Annotated in this window: 20 protein-coding genes; 8 read left to right on the forward strand and 12 right to left on the reverse strand. The window is 61.3% G+C overall.

Annotation, left to right across the window (positions count from 1 at the left end):
• Position 1: 1 nt before the first annotated feature.
• Positions 2–820 carry a pyrroline-5-carboxylate reductase gene (proC, locus tag CN673_RS02020; RefSeq protein WP_099865005.1) on the forward strand — a complete coding sequence of 273 codons (819 nt, stop codon included), beginning with the start codon at positions 2–4 and terminating at the stop codon, positions 818–820.
• A 4-nt stretch (positions 821–824) separates the two neighbouring features.
• Positions 825–1,166: a tRNA-binding protein gene (locus CN673_RS02025; protein ID WP_099864541.1), complete on the forward strand. Its 342-nt coding sequence runs from the start codon at positions 825–827 to the stop codon at positions 1,164–1,166.
• A 12-nt stretch (positions 1,167–1,178) separates the two neighbouring features.
• On the opposite strand, the gene CN673_RS02030 is transcribed toward CN673_RS02025, so the two are convergent.
• The 3 genes from CN673_RS02030 to CN673_RS02040 form a co-directional block, all read right to left on the reverse strand.
• The gene (locus CN673_RS02030) at positions 1,179–2,561 is read right to left on the reverse strand and encodes an ATP-binding protein (RefSeq protein ID WP_099865006.1); all 1,383 of its coding nucleotides are present in this window, start codon (positions 2,559–2,561) and stop codon (positions 1,179–1,181) included.
• A gap of 76 nt (positions 2,562–2,637) precedes the next feature.
• Positions 2,638–3,348: a response regulator gene (locus CN673_RS02035; RefSeq protein WP_370852995.1), complete on the reverse strand. Its 711-nt coding sequence runs from the start codon at positions 3,346–3,348 to the stop codon at positions 2,638–2,640.
• 105 nt (positions 3,349–3,453) lie between these two features.
• Positions 3,454–3,927 (reverse strand): MarR family winged helix-turn-helix transcriptional regulator, encoded by a 474-nt coding sequence (locus CN673_RS02040; RefSeq protein WP_099865007.1) that lies wholly within the window; start codon positions 3,925–3,927, stop codon positions 3,454–3,456.
• Between the two features lie 198 nt (positions 3,928–4,125).
• Between CN673_RS02040 and CN673_RS02045 the strand changes: the two genes are divergently transcribed.
• Together CN673_RS02045 and CN673_RS02050 are read left to right on the forward strand one after the other, a co-directional pair.
• The gene (locus CN673_RS02045; RefSeq protein ID WP_099865008.1) at positions 4,126–5,016 is read left to right on the forward strand and encodes a branched-chain amino acid aminotransferase; all 891 of its coding nucleotides are present in this window, start codon (positions 4,126–4,128) and stop codon (positions 5,014–5,016) included.
• A gap of 154 nt (positions 5,017–5,170) precedes the next feature.
• Positions 5,171–5,818 carry an MBL fold metallo-hydrolase gene (locus CN673_RS02050; protein WP_099864546.1) on the forward strand — a complete coding sequence of 216 codons (648 nt, stop codon included), beginning with the start codon at positions 5,171–5,173 and terminating at the stop codon, positions 5,816–5,818.
• Between the two features lie 88 nt (positions 5,819–5,906).
• Here the strand turns inward: CN673_RS02050 and CN673_RS02055 are convergent, their stop codons facing one another.
• From CN673_RS02055 to CN673_RS02065, 3 genes are all read right to left on the reverse strand, one after another.
• On the reverse strand, positions 5,907–6,329 hold the full coding sequence (locus CN673_RS02055) for a BA14K family protein (protein ID WP_099865009.1): 423 nt from the start codon (positions 6,327–6,329) through the stop codon (positions 5,907–5,909).
• A 202-nt stretch (positions 6,330–6,531) separates the two neighbouring features.
• Complete coding sequence (locus tag CN673_RS02060; RefSeq protein WP_099865010.1) at positions 6,532–6,747, reverse strand: cold-shock protein; 216 nt, start codon at positions 6,745–6,747, stop codon at positions 6,532–6,534.
• Positions 6,748–7,030: 283 nt separating this feature from the next.
• Positions 7,031–7,933 carry a DMT family transporter gene (locus CN673_RS02065; protein WP_099864550.1) on the reverse strand — a complete coding sequence of 301 codons (903 nt, stop codon included), beginning with the start codon at positions 7,931–7,933 and terminating at the stop codon, positions 7,031–7,033.
• 117 nt (positions 7,934–8,050) lie between these two features.
• Between CN673_RS02065 and CN673_RS02070 the strand changes: the two genes are divergently transcribed.
• Complete coding sequence (locus CN673_RS02070; RefSeq protein WP_157928759.1) at positions 8,051–9,109, forward strand: DUF1176 domain-containing protein; 1,059 nt, start codon at positions 8,051–8,053, stop codon at positions 9,107–9,109.
• On the opposite strand, the gene CN673_RS02075 is transcribed toward CN673_RS02070, so the two are convergent.
• Together CN673_RS02075 and CN673_RS02080 are read right to left on the reverse strand one after the other, a co-directional pair.
• Positions 9,064–9,597, reverse strand: a complete 534-nt coding sequence (locus tag CN673_RS02075) for a DUF1499 domain-containing protein (protein WP_099864556.1) — start codon at positions 9,595–9,597, stop codon at positions 9,064–9,066. The genes CN673_RS02070 and CN673_RS02075 overlap by 46 nt on opposite strands.
• Before the next feature lie 57 nt (positions 9,598–9,654).
• Entirely contained in the window at positions 9,655–10,605 is a 951-nt protein-coding gene (locus tag CN673_RS02080) for an EAL domain-containing protein (RefSeq protein ID WP_099864558.1), read from the reverse strand.
• 188 nt (positions 10,606–10,793) lie between these two features.
• On the opposite strand from CN673_RS02080, the gene CN673_RS02085 reads away from it, so the two are divergent.
• Positions 10,794–11,996, forward strand: coding sequence for a pyridoxal phosphate-dependent aminotransferase (locus CN673_RS02085; RefSeq protein WP_099864561.1), 1,203 nt, complete (start codon positions 10,794–10,796; stop codon positions 11,994–11,996).
• 162 nt (positions 11,997–12,158) lie between these two features.
• Here the strand turns inward: CN673_RS02085 and CN673_RS20785 are convergent, their stop codons facing one another.
• The 3 genes from CN673_RS20785 to trxB form a co-directional block, all read right to left on the reverse strand.
• Complete coding sequence (locus CN673_RS20785; protein ID WP_157928760.1) at positions 12,159–12,359, reverse strand: hypothetical protein; 201 nt, start codon at positions 12,357–12,359, stop codon at positions 12,159–12,161.
• Positions 12,360–12,466: 107 nt separating this feature from the next.
• Entirely contained in the window at positions 12,467–13,369 is a 903-nt protein-coding gene (locus CN673_RS02090) for a LysR family transcriptional regulator (RefSeq protein ID WP_099864564.1), read from the reverse strand.
• Between the two features lie 50 nt (positions 13,370–13,419).
• A complete protein-coding gene (trxB, locus tag CN673_RS02095; protein ID WP_099864566.1) occupies positions 13,420–14,394 on the reverse strand; it encodes a thioredoxin-disulfide reductase in 975 nt (324 codons plus the stop codon).
• A 254-nt stretch (positions 14,395–14,648) separates the two neighbouring features.
• Here trxB and CN673_RS02100 point away from each other — a divergent pair, with 254 nt between their 5' ends.
• Entirely contained in the window at positions 14,649–15,119 is a 471-nt protein-coding gene (locus CN673_RS02100) for an Lrp/AsnC family transcriptional regulator (RefSeq protein ID WP_099864569.1), read from the forward strand.
• A 7-nt stretch (positions 15,120–15,126) separates the two neighbouring features.
• Here CN673_RS02100 and CN673_RS02105 read toward each other — a convergent pair whose 3' ends face one another.
• Positions 15,127–15,996: an FkbM family methyltransferase gene (locus CN673_RS02105; RefSeq protein ID WP_099864572.1), complete on the reverse strand. Its 870-nt coding sequence runs from the start codon at positions 15,994–15,996 to the stop codon at positions 15,127–15,129.
• Between the two features lie 76 nt (positions 15,997–16,072).
• Here CN673_RS02105 and CN673_RS02110 point away from each other — a divergent pair, with 76 nt between their 5' ends.
• The gene (locus tag CN673_RS02110) at positions 16,073–16,867 is read left to right on the forward strand and encodes a glycosyltransferase family 2 protein (protein WP_157928761.1); all 795 of its coding nucleotides are present in this window, start codon (positions 16,073–16,075) and stop codon (positions 16,865–16,867) included.
• The last annotated feature ends 2 nt before the right edge of the window (positions 16,868–16,869 follow it).

Consider the following 16,869-nt stretch of genomic DNA (forward strand, 5'->3'; position numbering starts at 1 on the left):
AATGACCGAGGCCGGTCCCGTCGTTCTCGTCGGAGCCGGCAACATGGGCGGTGCGATGATGCGCGGCTGGCTCGATGCCGGGTTGTCCGGGTCGGATGTCGTGGTCGTTGATCCATCTCCTTCCGAGCATATGCGGGACTTCTGCAATGCCAGAAAGGTGCAGGTGCTCGCCGCCGCGAGCGATGACCTGAAAGCCGGCGTTCTCTTTCTCGCGGTAAAGCCGCAGATGATGGGCAAGGTCCTGCCCGGTCTGCGTTCCTTGGTGGGACCGGAGACTGTTGCCGTTTCCGTTGCCGCCGGAACAACGATCGATGCGCTTCAGCGCGGACTTGGCGATGTCGCGATCGTTCGTGCCATGCCGAACACCCCGGCAATGGTCGGGCGGGGCATCACAGCCGCGGTGCCCAACGGAAGGACGAACGCCAGGCAGCGTGCGGCCGTCGACGCGCTCTTGAAGGTATCCGGGCCGGTCGAGTGGCTCGACGACGAATCCTTGATCGACGCGGTGACGGCTGTCTCGGGCAGCGGTCCGGCTTATGTCTTCTATCTCGCCGAATGCATGGCGGAGGCCGGACGCAAGGCTGGTCTTCCCGCCGATCTTGCCATGCGGCTTGCACGGGCGACCGTGTCGGGTGCAGGCGAACTGATGCATCGTTCGGACGACGAGGTGGCGACGCTGCGAAAGAACGTCACGTCACCGAACGGTACGACAGCGGCCGCGCTTGAGATGCTGATGGCCGAAGACGGGATGCAGCCGCTTTTCGACAAGGCCGTGGCAGCGGCCAAGCGGCGGGCACAGGAACTGGCCAAGGACGACTGACGGCATGAGCGATACGATCAGCTGGGACGATTTCGAGAAGATCGATATCCGCGTTGGGACGATCGTGGAAGCAGAGCCATTTCCCGAGGCCCGCAAGCCTGCCATCAAGCTGCGCATCGACTTCGGGGATGATCTTGGCATCAAGAAATCGTCGGCGCAGATTACAAAGCACTACGTGCCGGACGAACTGGTGGGCCGGCAGGTGATGGCCGTGGTCAATTTTCCACCGCGTCAGATCGGACCGATGCGGTCCGAAGTGCTGACGCTCGGTTTTCCCGACGATGAAGGGGCGGTCGTCCTGGCGGCGATCGACAAGACGGTGCCCAACGGCGGCCGATTGTTCTGACGCCATGCCGGTCTAGGACGGCACCCGGATAATGGCACGCAAACCGCCCATCGGGCTTGCTTCCAGTGTCACATCACCGCCGTGGCTGCGCGCGATGTCGCGGGCGATTGCGAGGCCGAGACCGGTGCCGCTCTCGTTGAGATTGCGCGCCTCATCGAGCCGGAAGAATGGCTTGAACACGTTTTCCCGTGCACTCTCCGGGATGCCCGGCCCGTCATCATCCACGGTGATCGTCAGCCAGCGCGGCCCGTGGCTGGCCTTTAGCCGAACGCTGTCGGCATAGCGAAATCCGTTCGACGTCAGGTTGTTGACGAGCCGCGAGAATGCGTTCGGCCGAACGTTGACGAAGGGTTCGCCCTCTATCGCGATGTCCAGCTTCGTTTCCAGCAAGGCCGCGTCTTCCTCGATCCTTGCGAACAGCGCGCGAAGGTCGAGTTGGCCGATGTCCTCTTCGGCTTCGCCGCGGGCAAAGGAGAGATAGCCCTCCAGCATGGATTGCATGTCCTCGACATCCTGATTGAGGCTCTGCACCTCCGGCGTATCGTCGAGAAAGGCGAGTTGCAGCTTGAAGCGGGTCAGAATGGTCCGCAGATCGTGACTGACGCCCGACAGCATCGCTGTGCGCTGCTCGATCTGGCGTTCGATGCGCTGTCGCATCTGGATGAAGGCCTGGCCGGCGCGGCGCACCTCATCGGCACCGCGCGGCTGGAAATTCTCCGGCATCTTTTGGCCCTTGCCGAAGCTTTCCGCCGCTTCGGCAAGCTTAAGAATGGGGCGGATCTGGCCGCGCAGAAAGAGAATGGCGATGGCCAGAAGCACCAGCGAGGTGATCACCATCCACAGAAGGAAGATGTGCGTGTTGGAGGCGTAGGCCTGGCTGCGCCGGGCGAACACGCGAAGGATGGCGTCATCGAGCTGGATCCGAACCTCCACCAGATCGGAGTTTCCGACGGTGTCGATCCAGAATGGACGGCGCACCTGTCGGGACAGCTCTTCAGAGAGAATCCGGTCCAGGATGGAAAAGAACGGCTTGGGCCGCGGCGCCGGCAGGTCGCCTGGCGGCTCTATCGCGATATTCAGCGCCAGGCGCTCGCGGGCGATGCGAATGATTGCGGCGTGGTCGTCGTCTTGCGGATAGGTCTGGATGATGTCGATGATGGCCGCGATGTCGCGCGTCACGGCCGTCGAGAGACGCTGGGTCACCGTTTGCCAGTGCCGCTCCATGAAGTTGAATGCGATGACCGATTGCAGCAGCACCATCGGCACGATGATGATCAGCAGCGAGCGGGCATAGAGACCGGTCGGAACCCGTTTGCGCAACCACCGGCTCAGACGGCGCCACCCACGCGCCGGGTAGGTCTCGTATTCGCGTCTGATCGTGTCGAGTGGCGTCATCCCTGCATCGGTCCTTGCCGGATTGCGCAAGTGAGCGGACCGTGTCCCTCCCAGCCCTCGGCGCGCAAAGGCAACCTTATTCGACGCTCAGGCGATATCCAATGCCCCGCACAGTCTGCAGCCAGATGGGATTGGCGGGATCTGTCTCGATCTTGCGGCGAAGGCGATTGATCTGGACGTCGATCGTGCGCTCGCCGACGTCGGCATCGAGGCCGACCAGTTCATGGCGCGGAATGGTTTCACCGGCGCGCTCGGCGAACTGCGCCATGATCTCCTGCTCTCGGTCGGTCAGTCTGATCTGCTCGGCGCCGCGCTTCAGTTCCCGCTTGGTGATGATGAACGTGTAGGGGCCGAACACGACCTGCTCGATCTTGGGTGTCGAGGGCTGAGCGCCGCGCTTGAGGATGTTGTTGACCCGCAGCACCAATTCGCGCGGATTGAAGGGCTTGGGCAGATAATCGTCCGCCCCGGCCTCCAGGCCCTCGACGCGGTTGTTGGCCTCCGTCAGGGCCGTGAGCATGAGAATGGGGACATCCTTGATCTCTCGCAGGCTCTTCGTCAGATCGATCCCGCTTTCGCCGGGCATCATGACGTCCAGGATCAAGAGATCGAAGTCTATGCCCTCGAGCTTGCGCCGCGCCTCCGCCGCTTCGCTCGCAGTCGTCACGCGGAAGCCGTGCTCGGACAGATACCGCTTCAGGAGGTCCCGGATGCGGGTGTCGTCGTCAACGACCAGCAAATGCGGGGCATCGTCCGACAAGGGTTCGATCTTCGTCTCGGTTGTCACGCCTGTCCTCTCCCAAAGCGCCGACGCAAGGGTGCCGGGCATGCTGCAGTTCTCTGGCGGACGATTGGTCCGCATATTAGTGATAGCATCTGGAAACCTGTAGCTCTAGACGCTCGTCTTTCCCACCATCCCGGCAAGAAATCTGGCGACCGTGCGCCTGCTCTCCGGCCCCGCGGCTTCCAGTGCCTTGGCGATACGGCGAGACTGTGGCTCGGCAAGCGCCATGGCGAGCCTGTGGCCTTTTTCGGTGGTGTAGAGCTTGCGCTGGCGTCGATCCTCGGGACCGGCGACCTGGTCAATGTATCCGGTGTCAACCAACTGCTTGAGCACCCTTGCAAGGCTCTGCTTCGTGATCCTGAGCGTGTCGAGAAGATCGGCAACCGTCAGTCCCGGCTGACGGTCCACGAAATGCACCACGCGGTGATGCGCCCGGCCAAAATCGATGCCATCGAGAATCTGATCCGGGTCCGACGTGAAGTCGCGATAGGCGAAAAACAGCAGCTCGATAAGCTCGAAATCGATTGCGTCGTCCTCAAGCGCCGAGGACGTCAAAGGGTTGATTGTTACGCCTGCAGGCATTTCGAATTCCGTTCCTTGCAAATATGTCAGCCATGTTGACATATTTTTACCGAATTGCTAGCCTTGAGGTGCATTTCCGGTTTACGTTTCGGTGATGCGACCACGCGGATTGCGCAGACGTGTTCGCTCGCGACTGCCCGCAAGATGCGCTGCAAAGCTCAAAACACAAGAGACGCCCAGTCGGCGGAGGAAACTACGATGGCATCCGTTCCTTTTGATCAGCTTGACGGCCATATCTGGTTCAACGGCGAGTTCGTAGCCTGGAAGGATGCCAAGGTGCACGTGCTGACGCACGGTCTGCACTATGCGTCTGCCGTGTTCGAGGGCGAGCGGGCCTATGGCGGCCGGATCTTCAAGTTGACCGAACACACCGAGCGGCTGGTCAAATCTGCCGAAATTCTCGGCTTCGAGATCCCCTACAGCGTCGAAGAGATCGACGCGGCATGCAATGAACTGTTGGAGAAGCAGGGTTTTGCGGATGCCTATGTGCGGCCGATCGCCTGGCGCGGTTCGGAGATGATGGGTGTTTCGGCCCAGGCCAACCGCATCAATCTCGCCATCGCGATCTGGCAGTGGCCGAGCTATTTCAAGCCGGAGGAACGGCTGAAGGGCATTCGGCTCGATCTGGCCGAGTGGCGCCGTCCCGATCCGCGCACCGCGCCATCGAAGTCGAAGGCGGCCGGCCTCTACATGATTTGCACGCTTTCCAAGCACGCCGCGGAGAGGAAGGGATATGCCGACGCCCTGATGCTCGACTGGCGTGGTCAGGTCGCGGAGGCGACCGGCGCCAACGTGTTCTTCGTCAAGGACGGCGTCCTCCATACACCAACGCCCGATTGCTTCCTCGATGGCATCACCCGCCGCACGGTCATCGAACTGGCAAAGCGTCGGGGCTATGAAGTGGTTGAGCGGGCAATCATGCCTGAGGAGCTGGAAAGCTTCGAGCAGTGCTTCCTCACCGGTACGGCCGCGGAGGTGACGCCTGTATCGGAGGTCGGCCCTTACCGTTTCAGCGTGGGCGAGATCGCCAGCAACCTGATGAACGACTATATGGCCGAAGTGCAGCCCAAGCGGATGGCCGCAGAGTAATCAAGCCTTGTTTGGTGGCGCGCAGAGTTCGAGCAGGCGCCTTCCGGCGCCCGTCTCGTGCGTGCTTACGATTATCGGACATATCTGATAGGCGATGCCGGAGATCGGGCGCGGCCAAGGACGCGGCGCCCGTCTCCAGGCATAGGAGGTCCATTTGGGACAGTTACAAGCCGGAATCGTTCCGGTCACACCTTTCCAGCAGAACTGCTCCATCCTTTTCGACGCTGAAACCAAGATCGGCGTCGTCGTCGATCCAGGCGGGGAGGTGGCGAAGATCAAGGAAGCGCTGACCACGCAAGGCATCACGATCGAGGCCATCTGGCTGACGCACGGCCATATCGACCATGCCGGCGGGGCGATGGAACTGAAGGAAGCGCTCGGGGTGGACATCGTGGGTCCCCATCGCGATGACGATTTCCTGCTCAAGGGATTGGCCGTTCAGGCGCAGCAATTCGGTCTCGACGGAGCGGTGCGAAACTGCACGCCCGACCGATGGCTGAACGAGGGCGAAACGGTCTCCTTCGGAGGGCACGATTTTGAGGTTCTGCACTGTCCGGGCCATGCGCCGGGCCACGTCGTCTTCGTCAACCATGCAGCCAAATTCGCCCATGTCGGCGACGTTCTGTTTCGCGGCTCGATTGGCCGCACGGACCTGCCTGGTGGCAACCACGATCAACTGCTTGCTTCCATTCGCGACAAGCTGCTGCCGCTCGGGGATACGTTCGGTTTTCTGTGCGGACACGGACCGGGCGGCCAGATCGGCGAGGAAAGGCGGACCAACCCGTTCCTGACTGGACTTTGATTCCCGAACGGGTGGGCAGTCCGGCCCGCCAAGATAGCAAAAGGCCGGCACGAAGGCCGGCCTCCCGCATTCGGATGCCAATTTCAGATCAATTGGCGACGCAGAAATGCTCCCGGCCATCATAGCCACGATAGGTGCCGGTCGATGCGTTGAACGAGCGGTAGCGATCCGAGCAGTAGTCGTACCAAGCGCCAGACCACGGCTCGAGGCTCTCATAGACGACCGGCTGCGAGTAGCGCGGTGCCGGCGGATAGTAGGTCGGGCGAGGGGGCTCGACATAGACACGCTGGTTGGCGCGGCTGTCGGCGATCGCACCGCCAATGACGGCGCCTGCGGCAAGACCCAGCACACCGAGTGCGACACCATTGTTGTTGTGGTGATGGCGTTCGATGACCACGGGGCGGCCATGGTGGCGCCATCCGCGATGATCAGCCATCGCGGCTGACATGGAAACGAGGACCGTCGCCGCAGCGGCGCCGGAAAGAACGACTGCTTTTGCCAGTTTTTTCATGACATTCATCCTTGCGGGATCGCAAACCCGATTGAAGACCATCAGCCCCCGGAAAGATTGCCTGGAGCAATGTCGTCAAAATATGGCGGCTTAGCTGAATGGCATGTGAACGGACGGAACTGGCGGATCATCCGGCCAAAAAAACGCGCGACGGCTCCCGCCCGCAATGCCTGCGGACCTCAAGAGACATTGCGCGATCGGGTTAGCCTTCGACCGATAGATTGATCGCCTTCGGCCCTTTGCCGCGGCGATCAGGCTCCGTCTCGAAGCTGACCTTCTGGTTTTCCGACAGTTCAGTCAGTCCGGAGGCCTGAACCGCGGAGATGTGCACGAAGATGTCTGCGCCACCCTTGTCGGGTTTTATGAAGCCGAAACCCTTGTCGGCATTGAAGAATTTTACGGTACCACTTTCCGGCATTCCAAGACGTCCTTTTCCTGCCGCCGCCGCGACGCGTGCGGCAAACCGAATAAAACCCGTCCAACGCAACGGGCTTGAACAGGCTCGTACGAAAAGGGGTGGGAAAGGTCCTGTCATCTCGGGGCCGCCTCAAGGCATGGCGCCCGCCCGATTGGCCCGGAGAATCCATGCATCTCCGGAACGCGTCCATGGACGACTTTCCGCGTTCGCGACGTGCCCGAACACGGAAAGATTGCTGGAGTTGTCTACGGTTGGCAAGGAAAACTTTCGTGACGGGCGCGGCTCAGGCCCGCTCTGCCGATGGCGCGGCCTTGCGTCGTTGCAGTGCGGGAAGGGCTTCCACCGCGACGATTGCCACAAAGATGAGGAAGCCGCCGGCATAGCCGAGAGATCCGATCCTGTCCCCCAGGAACCAGGCTCCGAAGAAGGCCGCAAACAAGGCCTCTGTCGACAAGAGGATGGCGGCGAGGGCCGGGGAGGTATGGCGCTGGCCGATGGCCTGGAGGGTGAAGGCGAGGCCGCTTGCAATCGCTCCGGCATAGAGGATTTCCGGCAGCACGGCCGCTACCGCAGTCAGCGATATCGGTTCGAGCAGCGCCGCCCCCGCAAGGCCCAGCGCAGCACATATCGCAAATTGACAGGCTGAGAGCGTGATCGGACGGCCGGTCTGCGTGCCGAACTTGGCGATCAGGATGACCTGGACCGCCCAGAATCCGGCAGCGAGGATCGTCAGCAGATCGCCAGCACGCAGCGAAACGATCGCGCCTCCGCTAAGCAGGTATAGGCCGGCAAAGGCGAATGCCGAAGCGGGCCATATGACCGGATGCGGCGCGATGCGCAGCGCCAGCACCATGAGAAAGGGGACAAAGACGACATAAAGCCCAGTCAGGAACCCCGAATTCGTGACGGTGGTCGTCAGCAGGCCGATCTGTTGAAGGATGATGCCGGCAAAGAGCGCCAATCCGATCCAGACAAAGCCGATCCAGCCGTTGCGATCGACGGCGGTGCCGCTGCGGCTTGCTTCGATGAACGCGAAGGGCAGGGTGACAAGGGTGGCGATCAGGAACCGCAGGCCGACGAACAGGAATGGTCCGATTGACGCCATCGCTGTGGACTGGGCGATGAAGCCCATACCCCAGATCGCTCCGGCAAGCAGAAGCAGTCCGTTCGCGGTGGCGCGGCTCATCTATTCCTCATCGTCTTGTTCGATCCTTCGGCGCGACCGGCTACCAGTTGCGCTTGCCTACGGCAAATTCGAATGGTTGATAGTGCGATCAATGATCCGCCGACACCGGAGCGCGCCATGACCATTGTCCGTGCCGTATCAGGAAGCCTCCTCATGTTGTGCGTCGGGCTGGGGTCCGAGCAGGCCGATGCCGGCACCTTCAAGGAGGTGCGCGACTGGTGGGCCAGATGCAGCAACGGGCTGACGTGCTCGCTGGAGTACAACGACAGTGCCGGCGATGCGATGCTGCGAACCATCGCCATCGAACGTATTTCCGCGCCGGATGCGCCAGTGAATTTGCTGCTCGGTTTCGGTGAAGCGCTGAGCCACGCGGACGCGGAGATGGCCGAATTGATCCTGCGGATCGACGACGACGCGTCCTTTTCGTTCCTGCTTGCAGATGGCCAGACGGAAAGTGACGGTTGGCAGTGGCGGATCCCGGCGATCGAAGCGCCAGCAGACCTGCTCACTGCGATGACCGACGGCATCCGCATGACGGCCGAAATCGATGGGTTGGAGAACAGTGCAATCGAAGTCTCACTTGCCGGCGTCACGGCCGGTCTGGTTTTCATCGACGAGGCTCAGGGGCGCCTGCAGCGCCTTGACGCGCTTGAAACGGTCGGCAATCGCCCGGTGCCGGACGAAGCACGCGTGCGTGAGATCACTGCAGTAGCCGACCTTCCGCCGGAGATACGGGCAGATTTCGAGGATGAGCAGTCCGACTGTCACATGGAGCCGGATCGGTTCGCTGCAATCGGTGCGTTCGTCGTCGCGGAAGACGATCTTCAGGAACTGATCGGTGCGCCGTGTGGCCCAGGCGGAGCCTACAACCAGCCTTACGTTCTTTATTCCGGCCTGAGTGGCAAATTCCGGCCCCTGGCGTTGCCCACGATGACGGAGGAAGGGCCGACGACGTCGAGAATGGCCTACAACATCAGCTATGAGCCAATCGACGACAGGTTGACGAGTTTCTTCAAGGGGCGCGGGATCGGCGATTGCGGCGGGTATCAGGCCTGGGCGATCAAGGAGGACGAGTACGGGCTCAACCTGGTGCTGCGCGAAGAGCGCGCCAAGGGGGAGTGCGACGGAGATTATGCAGGTGGGCCGGAGAGTTGGCCGCTGACCTGGCCGCGCTGAGCGAACTCGAAAAGCGTCCGGAGCCGCTTGCGGTTGGCGCCCATGTCGCCCGAGCCGATCTTGGAACGCGAATAGGCCCGCACGCCCGTCCTGCCATCGGGCAAACGCGTGGCGGCGATATCGACCGTATCGGGATAGCGCATCAGCGGCGTGTGAATGACAAGCCGTGCATATCCGGCATCGTCGCCGTCGTCGACCCGGCGCAAATGGGGGTTCATCTCGCGCAGCCGGGCGATGATGGTTTCGATCACGGCCGAGGGGGCATCTTCAAAAGGTGCGACGTCGATGTCCGCAGTGCGGCACAGCCCCGGCGCACACGCCAGCGCATCGTTTGCCGTGGCGCTTCGGGCCTCCGCCTCGAAATCATAGCGTCCCAGATCTGCCGGACCAGCCAGCAACTCCCAGCTTCGCTCGCGACCGATCAACAAGAAGGCTGCAAGGCTGGCCAGGACGACGGCGCCGAGCGATAGGACGATGATTTTCAGCATGCTTCGCTCCGCTCGGCGTGGACAACTCAGGCAGATAGGGCATCGGTGTTCCACATGCTACCCGCCACGCCTTCCGAAGGTGCGGCGCGGGGGGCGCCTCACGGGAGCGGTAGCCACGCTCGCGGCAATCGCTGCGAGCGCCGGGCCATCCTCGCGCTGGTGTTGGCAAGCAAGGCTGGCGCCGTCCAATGCGACCCGCGGCTCCGGATCGGGATCAATGGGAAACAGCGTTGCGAAGGTTGTCGGCAGCATTTGTGGCTTGGCGATCGCGTAGCCCTGGAAGAGGTCGATCTTCATCGATATGGCGAGGTCGACCTGCCAGCTTTCTTCCAAGCCTTCAAAAAGAGTGGTGATGCCATTGGCACGGAACCGCGCGGCGGTCTCTTTAAGAAGGTCGATCCCCGGCTGATGCTCCATATAGCGAAGGACCCATTCGCCGTCGAACTTCACGATGTCCGGCCGCAGAAGTTCGATGCGATCAATATCGGATTCGGCGGCCCCATAGTCGTCAACCGCGACACGGAACCCGCGCTCACGGAAGTCCTCGACGATCGCCACCAGCGCCGATCGGTTGTGCGCCTTTTTTTCGGTGATCTCGCAGACGACCTGATGCGGTGCCAGCCCGATCTGGTAGGCGAGGTCGCAAACGCTGTCTGCCTCGCGTGCCGTCGTGCGCGCATCCTCAAAGAGACTGGGGTCGAAATTGAGAAAGAGCGCGGCGCCGGGCCGGTTCATCTGACCCATATTGAGCATGTGAAGGCGCCGGCACAGCGCATCCACCATGCCGCGGTCTTCTGGCGATACCGCGCGGAACAACGCGAAGGGCGGGCAGGAGACGCCGCTTTTCGATGGGCGGATCAGTCCCTCGAACGCCTGAAGGCGCAGCCCTCCGCCGGCGTTCTGACGAAATATCGGCTGAAACGCCGTGTGCAGCGCGAACGGTCCATAGATCGCGGCATAGGTGCCGTCGTCTTCACGGACGATGTTGGGTGGCAGGTTCGTCGACATGACCCTGGGCTTGATGCACAACCGTGCCACATTGGCACGAATTGCCTTTTAGGCCGTTAACGGCGTTTCATCGACGGATTCCTGCCAATTGGCTTGTATCTACGAGCGTGATTCGACATATCTGTGCCGCATTTCCAACGGCGCGCCGCCTTGCCGAGCGCATCATCTTCGAGACTGGAGTAGTGAACATGGCCTTTCTCGCCGACGCTCTTTCCCGCGTCAAACCGTCCGCAACCATCGCCGTCAGCCAGAAGGCTCGCGAGCTCAAGGCACAAGGGCGCGACGTCATCGGCCTCGGCGCCGGTGAGCCCGACTTCGATACGCCGGACAACATCAAGGATGCGGCCATCGAGGCGATCAAGCGCGGCGAGACGAAATACACGCCAGTGTCAGGCATTCCGGAACTGCGCAAGGCGATCGCGGCAAAGTTCAAGCGCGAGAACGGACTGGACTACGAGCCGGCCCAGACGATCGTCGGGACAGGCGGCAAGCAGATCCTTTTCAATGCGTTCATGGCGACGTTGAACAAGGGCGACGAGGTCATCATTCCTGCACCCTATTGGGTCAGCTATCCCGAAATGGTGGCGATCTGCGGCGGCGAGCCGGTTTTCGTCGAGACCAAGCTGGAAAACAACTTCAAGCTGACGCCGGAGGCGCTCGAGAAGGCGATCACGCCGAAAACGAAGTGGTTCATCTTCAACTCACCGTCGAACCCGTCCGGTGCCGCCTACAGCGAGGCCGAGTTGAAGGGGCTGACGGACGTCCTGATGCGTCATGAACACGTCTGGATCCTGACCGACGACATGTACGAGCACCTCGTCTATGGCGACTTCAAGTTCACCACGCCGGCGCAGGTGGAGCCAAGCCTCTACGATCGTACCTTGACGATGAACGGCGTTTCCAAGGCCTATGCGATGACCGGCTGGCGCATTGGCTATGCCGGGGGGCCGCTGGAACTGATCAAGGCGATGGACATGATCCAGGGCCAGCAGACGTCCGGTGCGTCGTCGATATCGCAATGGGCGGCCCTGGAAGCGCTGAACGGCACACAGGACTTCATCCCGGCGAACAAGAAGGTATTCGAAGGTCGCCGCGACCTCGTCGTTTCGATGCTCAACCAGGCAAAAGGCATCGAATGCCCATCGCCCGAGGGTGCGTTCTACGTCTATCCTTCCTGCGCGGGGCTCATCGGCAAGAAGGCGCCGAGCGGCAAGGTCATGGAGACTGACGAGGATTTCGTCACCGAGCTGCTGGAGACGGAAGGCGTGGCCGTCGTCCATGGCTCGGCGTTCGGCCTTGGGCCCAACTTCCGCATTTCCTACGCGACGTCGGAAAAGCTGCTTGAAGAGGCGTGCTCGCGGATTCAGCGGTTCTGTGCAGCCTGTGAATGATCGGGTCGGGCGGCGCTTGCCGTCGCCCACCATTTCATCCGGAAAAAAAAGAGGGCCACGGGAAATCCCGGGCCCTTTTTAGTTAGAAGGTCAAAAACCTCCAGAGGGGAACAGCAAGATGCGATGACGTGGGAGGAAATTAGTCATCCATGTGCATCTGCTTTAGGCGATATGATGCTTTAACCGGCATTCATCAAGTTGTTGCTCTGCAACGCTGCCATGCGTTCTCATCATATCAGGAACTGCTGCATCAAGCGTTGCCGCCAGCATGATGATGACGAATGACCTATCTTCCTCTGTTATTTGCGTTGTGAAATTGAGAATCCGTCGAAAGCCAGCGGTGTCTGCTGAATCAAGATCCACTGTCGCGCGTTACTGAGTTCGATTTGACGCCGACGGTGTCATGCTGAGGATTTAAGCAACATGACGAGGAATTATGCGCCCGCTGCCGCGGAATTCCGGCGCTGACCTCAATAGTTCCAGTTGCGTGCTTTCGATATCAGAAAGTCGCGGAATGCCTTGAGCTTAGCTGCGTTCTTCATCTCTTCAGGATAGCAGAAGTAGGTGTCGAATGCCGGCACTTCCGTGGTCGTCGCAAGTTGAACGAGTCCGCTTTCCCGGCCGATCATGTAGTCGGGAAGCATCGCGATGCCGACGCCCATCTGCACGGCCCGTTTCACCGAGGTAAGATTGTTGATCTGAAGATGCGGGACGCGCGGATTGTCGGGGCTGCGTCCGGCCAGTTCCAGGGAGTTCAAGCCGAGCAGGTATCCCGGTGCGGGCTCTCCGAACGTGATGATGCGATGATCGTCGAGGTCGTCTGAGGTGTGCGGCTCGCCGAAGCGGTTGATATAAGCCGGCGAGGCGTAGACGTGCAGATGCACCGTGAACAGCTTGCGCTGGATCAGATCCGGCTGCTGGGGCTGTCGCAGTCGGATCGCGCAGTCGGCATGGCGCATGTTGACGTCGAGTTCCTCGTTGTCGAGGAGCAATTGCAACTGCATGTCGGGATAGAGCTCCAGGAATTCCTGGACCTTTTCGGTAAGCCATCCCTGGCCGAGGCCGACGGTGGTGGTCACGCGCAGCTTGCCGCTGGGCTTGTTGCTCGTCTCCGTGAGCCTCGCGCGGACGGTCTCGAGTTTCAGCAGCACGTCATGAGCGGTGTGATAGAGCATCTCGCCCTGCTCGGTGAGAATGAGGCCGCGGGCGTGGCGATGGAACAGCTTGACGCCGACCTCATGCTCCAGCGCGCTGACCTGGCGGCTGATGGCGGACTGCGACAGATGCAGCGCTTCGGCGGCATGCGTGAACGAGCCCGCTTCCGCCGCGGCATGGAATATCCGCAGCTTGTCCCAGTCCAATGGTGCTACCATGCGTCTTTATCGTCCCCCGGCGCAGTCGCATCATGTCAGTCGTCGATCGACTATTCGGCGGCCTCGGCCACATGGACCTGAGCGGCCAGATATTTTTCGGCCTCCAGCGCCGCCATGCATCCCATACCCGCTGCGGTGACGGCCTGTCGATAGATATCGTCCGTGACGTCGCCGGCCGCGAAGATGCCGGGCACGTCGGTGGCGGTCGAATCCGCGGCGGTCCAGAGATATCCGTTCGGCTTCTGCTTCAGCTTGCCCTTGAAGAGATCCACGGCCGGCGCGTGGCCGATCGCCACGAATACGCCATCGACCGCAAGGTCCGTGACATTTCCCGTTTCCGCGTCCTTCAGCCGCACGCCGGTAACGGACGGCGGCATCGGCGGCTTGGCAGGTGTGCCGGTAATTTCGTCGATCACCGCATTCCACACCACCTTGACGTTGTCGCGGGCGAAAAGGCGCTCCTGCAAGATGCGTTCGGCGCGCAGCGCGTCGCGTCGATGGACCAGCGTCACCGTCTTGGCCAGATTGGAAAGATAGAGTGCTTCCTCCACCGCCGTGTTGCCGCCACCGACAACGACTACGTCCTTGTTGCGGTAGAAAAAACCGTCGCATGTCGCACAAGCGGACACGCCAAATCCCATGAAGGTCTGCTCGGTATCGATCCCGAGCCATTTTGCCTTGGCGCCGGTGGCGACGATCAGTGCGTCGGCCGTGAAAAGCACGCCGCCGTCCGTCTTGACGCGGAACGGGCGAGTGGTGGTGTCGACGTCAACGACGAGGTCGTTGACGATTTCCGTGCCCACGTTGATCGCCTGATTGAGCATCTGCTCCATCATCCACGGCCCCTGAACGGGATCGGCGTAGCCGGGATAGTTTTCGACGTCCGTGGTGATCATCAACTGGCCGCCCTGTTCCATCCCGGCGATCAACACCGGCTTCAGCATGGCGCGGGCAGCATAGATCGCGGCGGTGTATCCGGCCGGACCGGAGCCGATGATCAGGACCGGGGTATGGCGAGGGCTCATCGGCCAGTTCCTTCCAGCAAAGAGGGCGACAGTGCCCGGAAATTCATGTCGCCTAATTTACGAACGCGCCGCCCCCTCTTTCAAGGCCAAGGGCACAGTTTCGCACAACAGCCATCACGCTTTCGCGACCCTTGTGTCGCCAGCGCTTCCGTCGAGACGGGAAATGATCTAGGTGGTGACATGGGATTCGTTCAAGCAATATCCTTGCGCTGCAATGGCAGCGTTCGTCATTTTATGTCTTAGGGAATGGAAGCATGGTTTTTCGCGCGGACCTTGACGCGATCGACATGAAAATCCTGCGCGAGTTGCAGGCAGAAGGACGGATGACCAATGTGGATCTGTCCGAACGCGTGGGCATTTCCGCCCCGCCGTGTCTCAGACGGGTTCGCAAGCTGGAAGAAGCCGGCATCATCCGCGGCTACCGTGCGCTGCTGAACGCTCACGCGCTCGGTTACGATCTGGTCGCATTTTCCATGGTCGGGCTCATCCATCAATCCGAGTCCAATCTGAAGCAATTCGCGGCAATGACCGGTGAGTGGCCGATCGTACGCGAGGCATGGATGGTATCGGGCGAAAGCGATTTCCTGCTGCACTGCGTGGCCAAGGACCTTTCCAGCTTTCAGGATTTCGTGGTCGACACGCTGACAGCTGCCCCGAATGTCGACACGGTGCGCACCATGCTGACAATACGCCAGATCAAGGATGAGGGGATGGTCGAGGTCTGAGGACCCGTCAAGGCAAGAGCAGAAGATCGAACTGTTCGGGTCCGTCGGGAATGTCGGCGACCTTGATGGGCGTGATCTGGCCGCGCCGAAACAGCATCGCGTCGTCATAGAACGACGCGAGAAAGGCGCGGAACTCCGCGTGACCCTCTGCTCCATACATCAGCGGCGAATACTCCATCATGATCGGCACGCGGGCCGCCATCAATTCCGCCATGGAGCGGCAGGCCGCCGGCTCGGCGCCTTCGATGTCCATCCAGACAAGCGCGATCTCCTGCGGGCCGATATCCGACGTTGATACGATCTCGTCGACGCGGCGCATCGGAACGGTGATCGAACCGGCATCATGACGCGAGCGTACGATCGAACTGTCGCCGTGGTTGCCGTGGCTTCGGAAAAGCTCGATCGAACCGTCACTGTCGCCGGCGGCCGCCTCGATGATCTCGACAAGCCCGCCAAAGCCGTTCTCGACGACATTGCGCCGGAGCAGCATCAGGTTGCGCGGGTCCGGCTCGACGGAGACGATCTTGTCGAAGCGTTCGCTGAGGCAGAAATAGACGGTCTGCGTGCCGATGTTGGCGCCGAGCTCGAGGACGGCCCTGCGCCGCTCATCGAGCAAGCCGCGCTCTGCCAGTATCGCGATTACCTGCCTGACGTTGTCGCGATCGAAGTCACCATGGGCGAAAATCCGTCGGCCGATCAGTTCGTGCGGCGAGAAGGAGAGGCGGTGGTCGCCGCAATCGAGGGTCACGGCGAGGACAGCAGGGTCCATCATGTCGATCAGCGTCTTGCGGCCCCGCTTGCCGGACGCCAGCTTGCGCAGTGCGCCGCGGCGCATGCGGCGCCAGGCCGCGTCGATCCTGCGTATCGCATCCGTCATTCCATGTCCTTTGCAGTCGTGGCCAAGGGTGGTATCTGCGCCCAATCTGAAAAAACTGGATGACGGTTGCCCCTCGATGGACCACCAAACCAGCCCGATCTCGGCCTATATCATATGTCTCGACGAAGTCGACGCGCTCGGGCGATGTCTCGAGAGCCTGACATTCTGCCGCCAGATCGTCATCGTCGACGCCGGATCGACGGACGGAACGCTCGACCTCATCCAGGACTTCAAGGCGCGCGGCTTTCCGATTGATCTTCACCACAATGACTGGCCGGGTTTTGCGCGGCAGAAACAGTTCGCCCTGGAGCGCACCACTGAGCCGTGGTGCCTCAACGTCGATTGCGACGAACGGATCGATCCCGATCTTGCGGGTGAACTGACCGCGCTTGCGGCAACGGCGCCCGCTGATGTCGCGGCGATCACCGTGCGGCAGCGCGACTGGCTTCCAGGCTATGGCTATGCACACCCGATGGTCGCCGCGCAGCGCCATCCACGCATGACGCGCCAGGGCAGGGGACGCTACGATCCGAACCGCGTCATTCACGAGAAGATCGATGTCGAAGGTGGAATGCTTCCGGCGAAATCCGGTTGGCTTTTGCATGAAAGAGCGATCACCCTGGCCGAGGAGGTGAAGAAGGCCAATCGATATTCCTCGCTGAAGGTTCGGCAGCGCCGCGCTGCCGGCAAGTCGCCGTCGCTGGCCAAACTCGTCTTCAGCCCCTTTGCCACCTTCCTGAAATTCTATGTGGCGAAGCGGTATTTCCTCTGTGGGATTCCGGGGCTGATCTATGCGCGCATGATGGCGACCTACACCTTCATGTCCGAGGCGAAGGACTATCGCGCCGCGAACGGCGAAATCGAGAACTGAGG

It is taken from the genome of Neopararhizobium haloflavum (assembly GCF_002750855.1).
GTDB lineage: Bacteria > Pseudomonadota > Alphaproteobacteria > Rhizobiales > Rhizobiaceae > Georhizobium > Georhizobium haloflavum.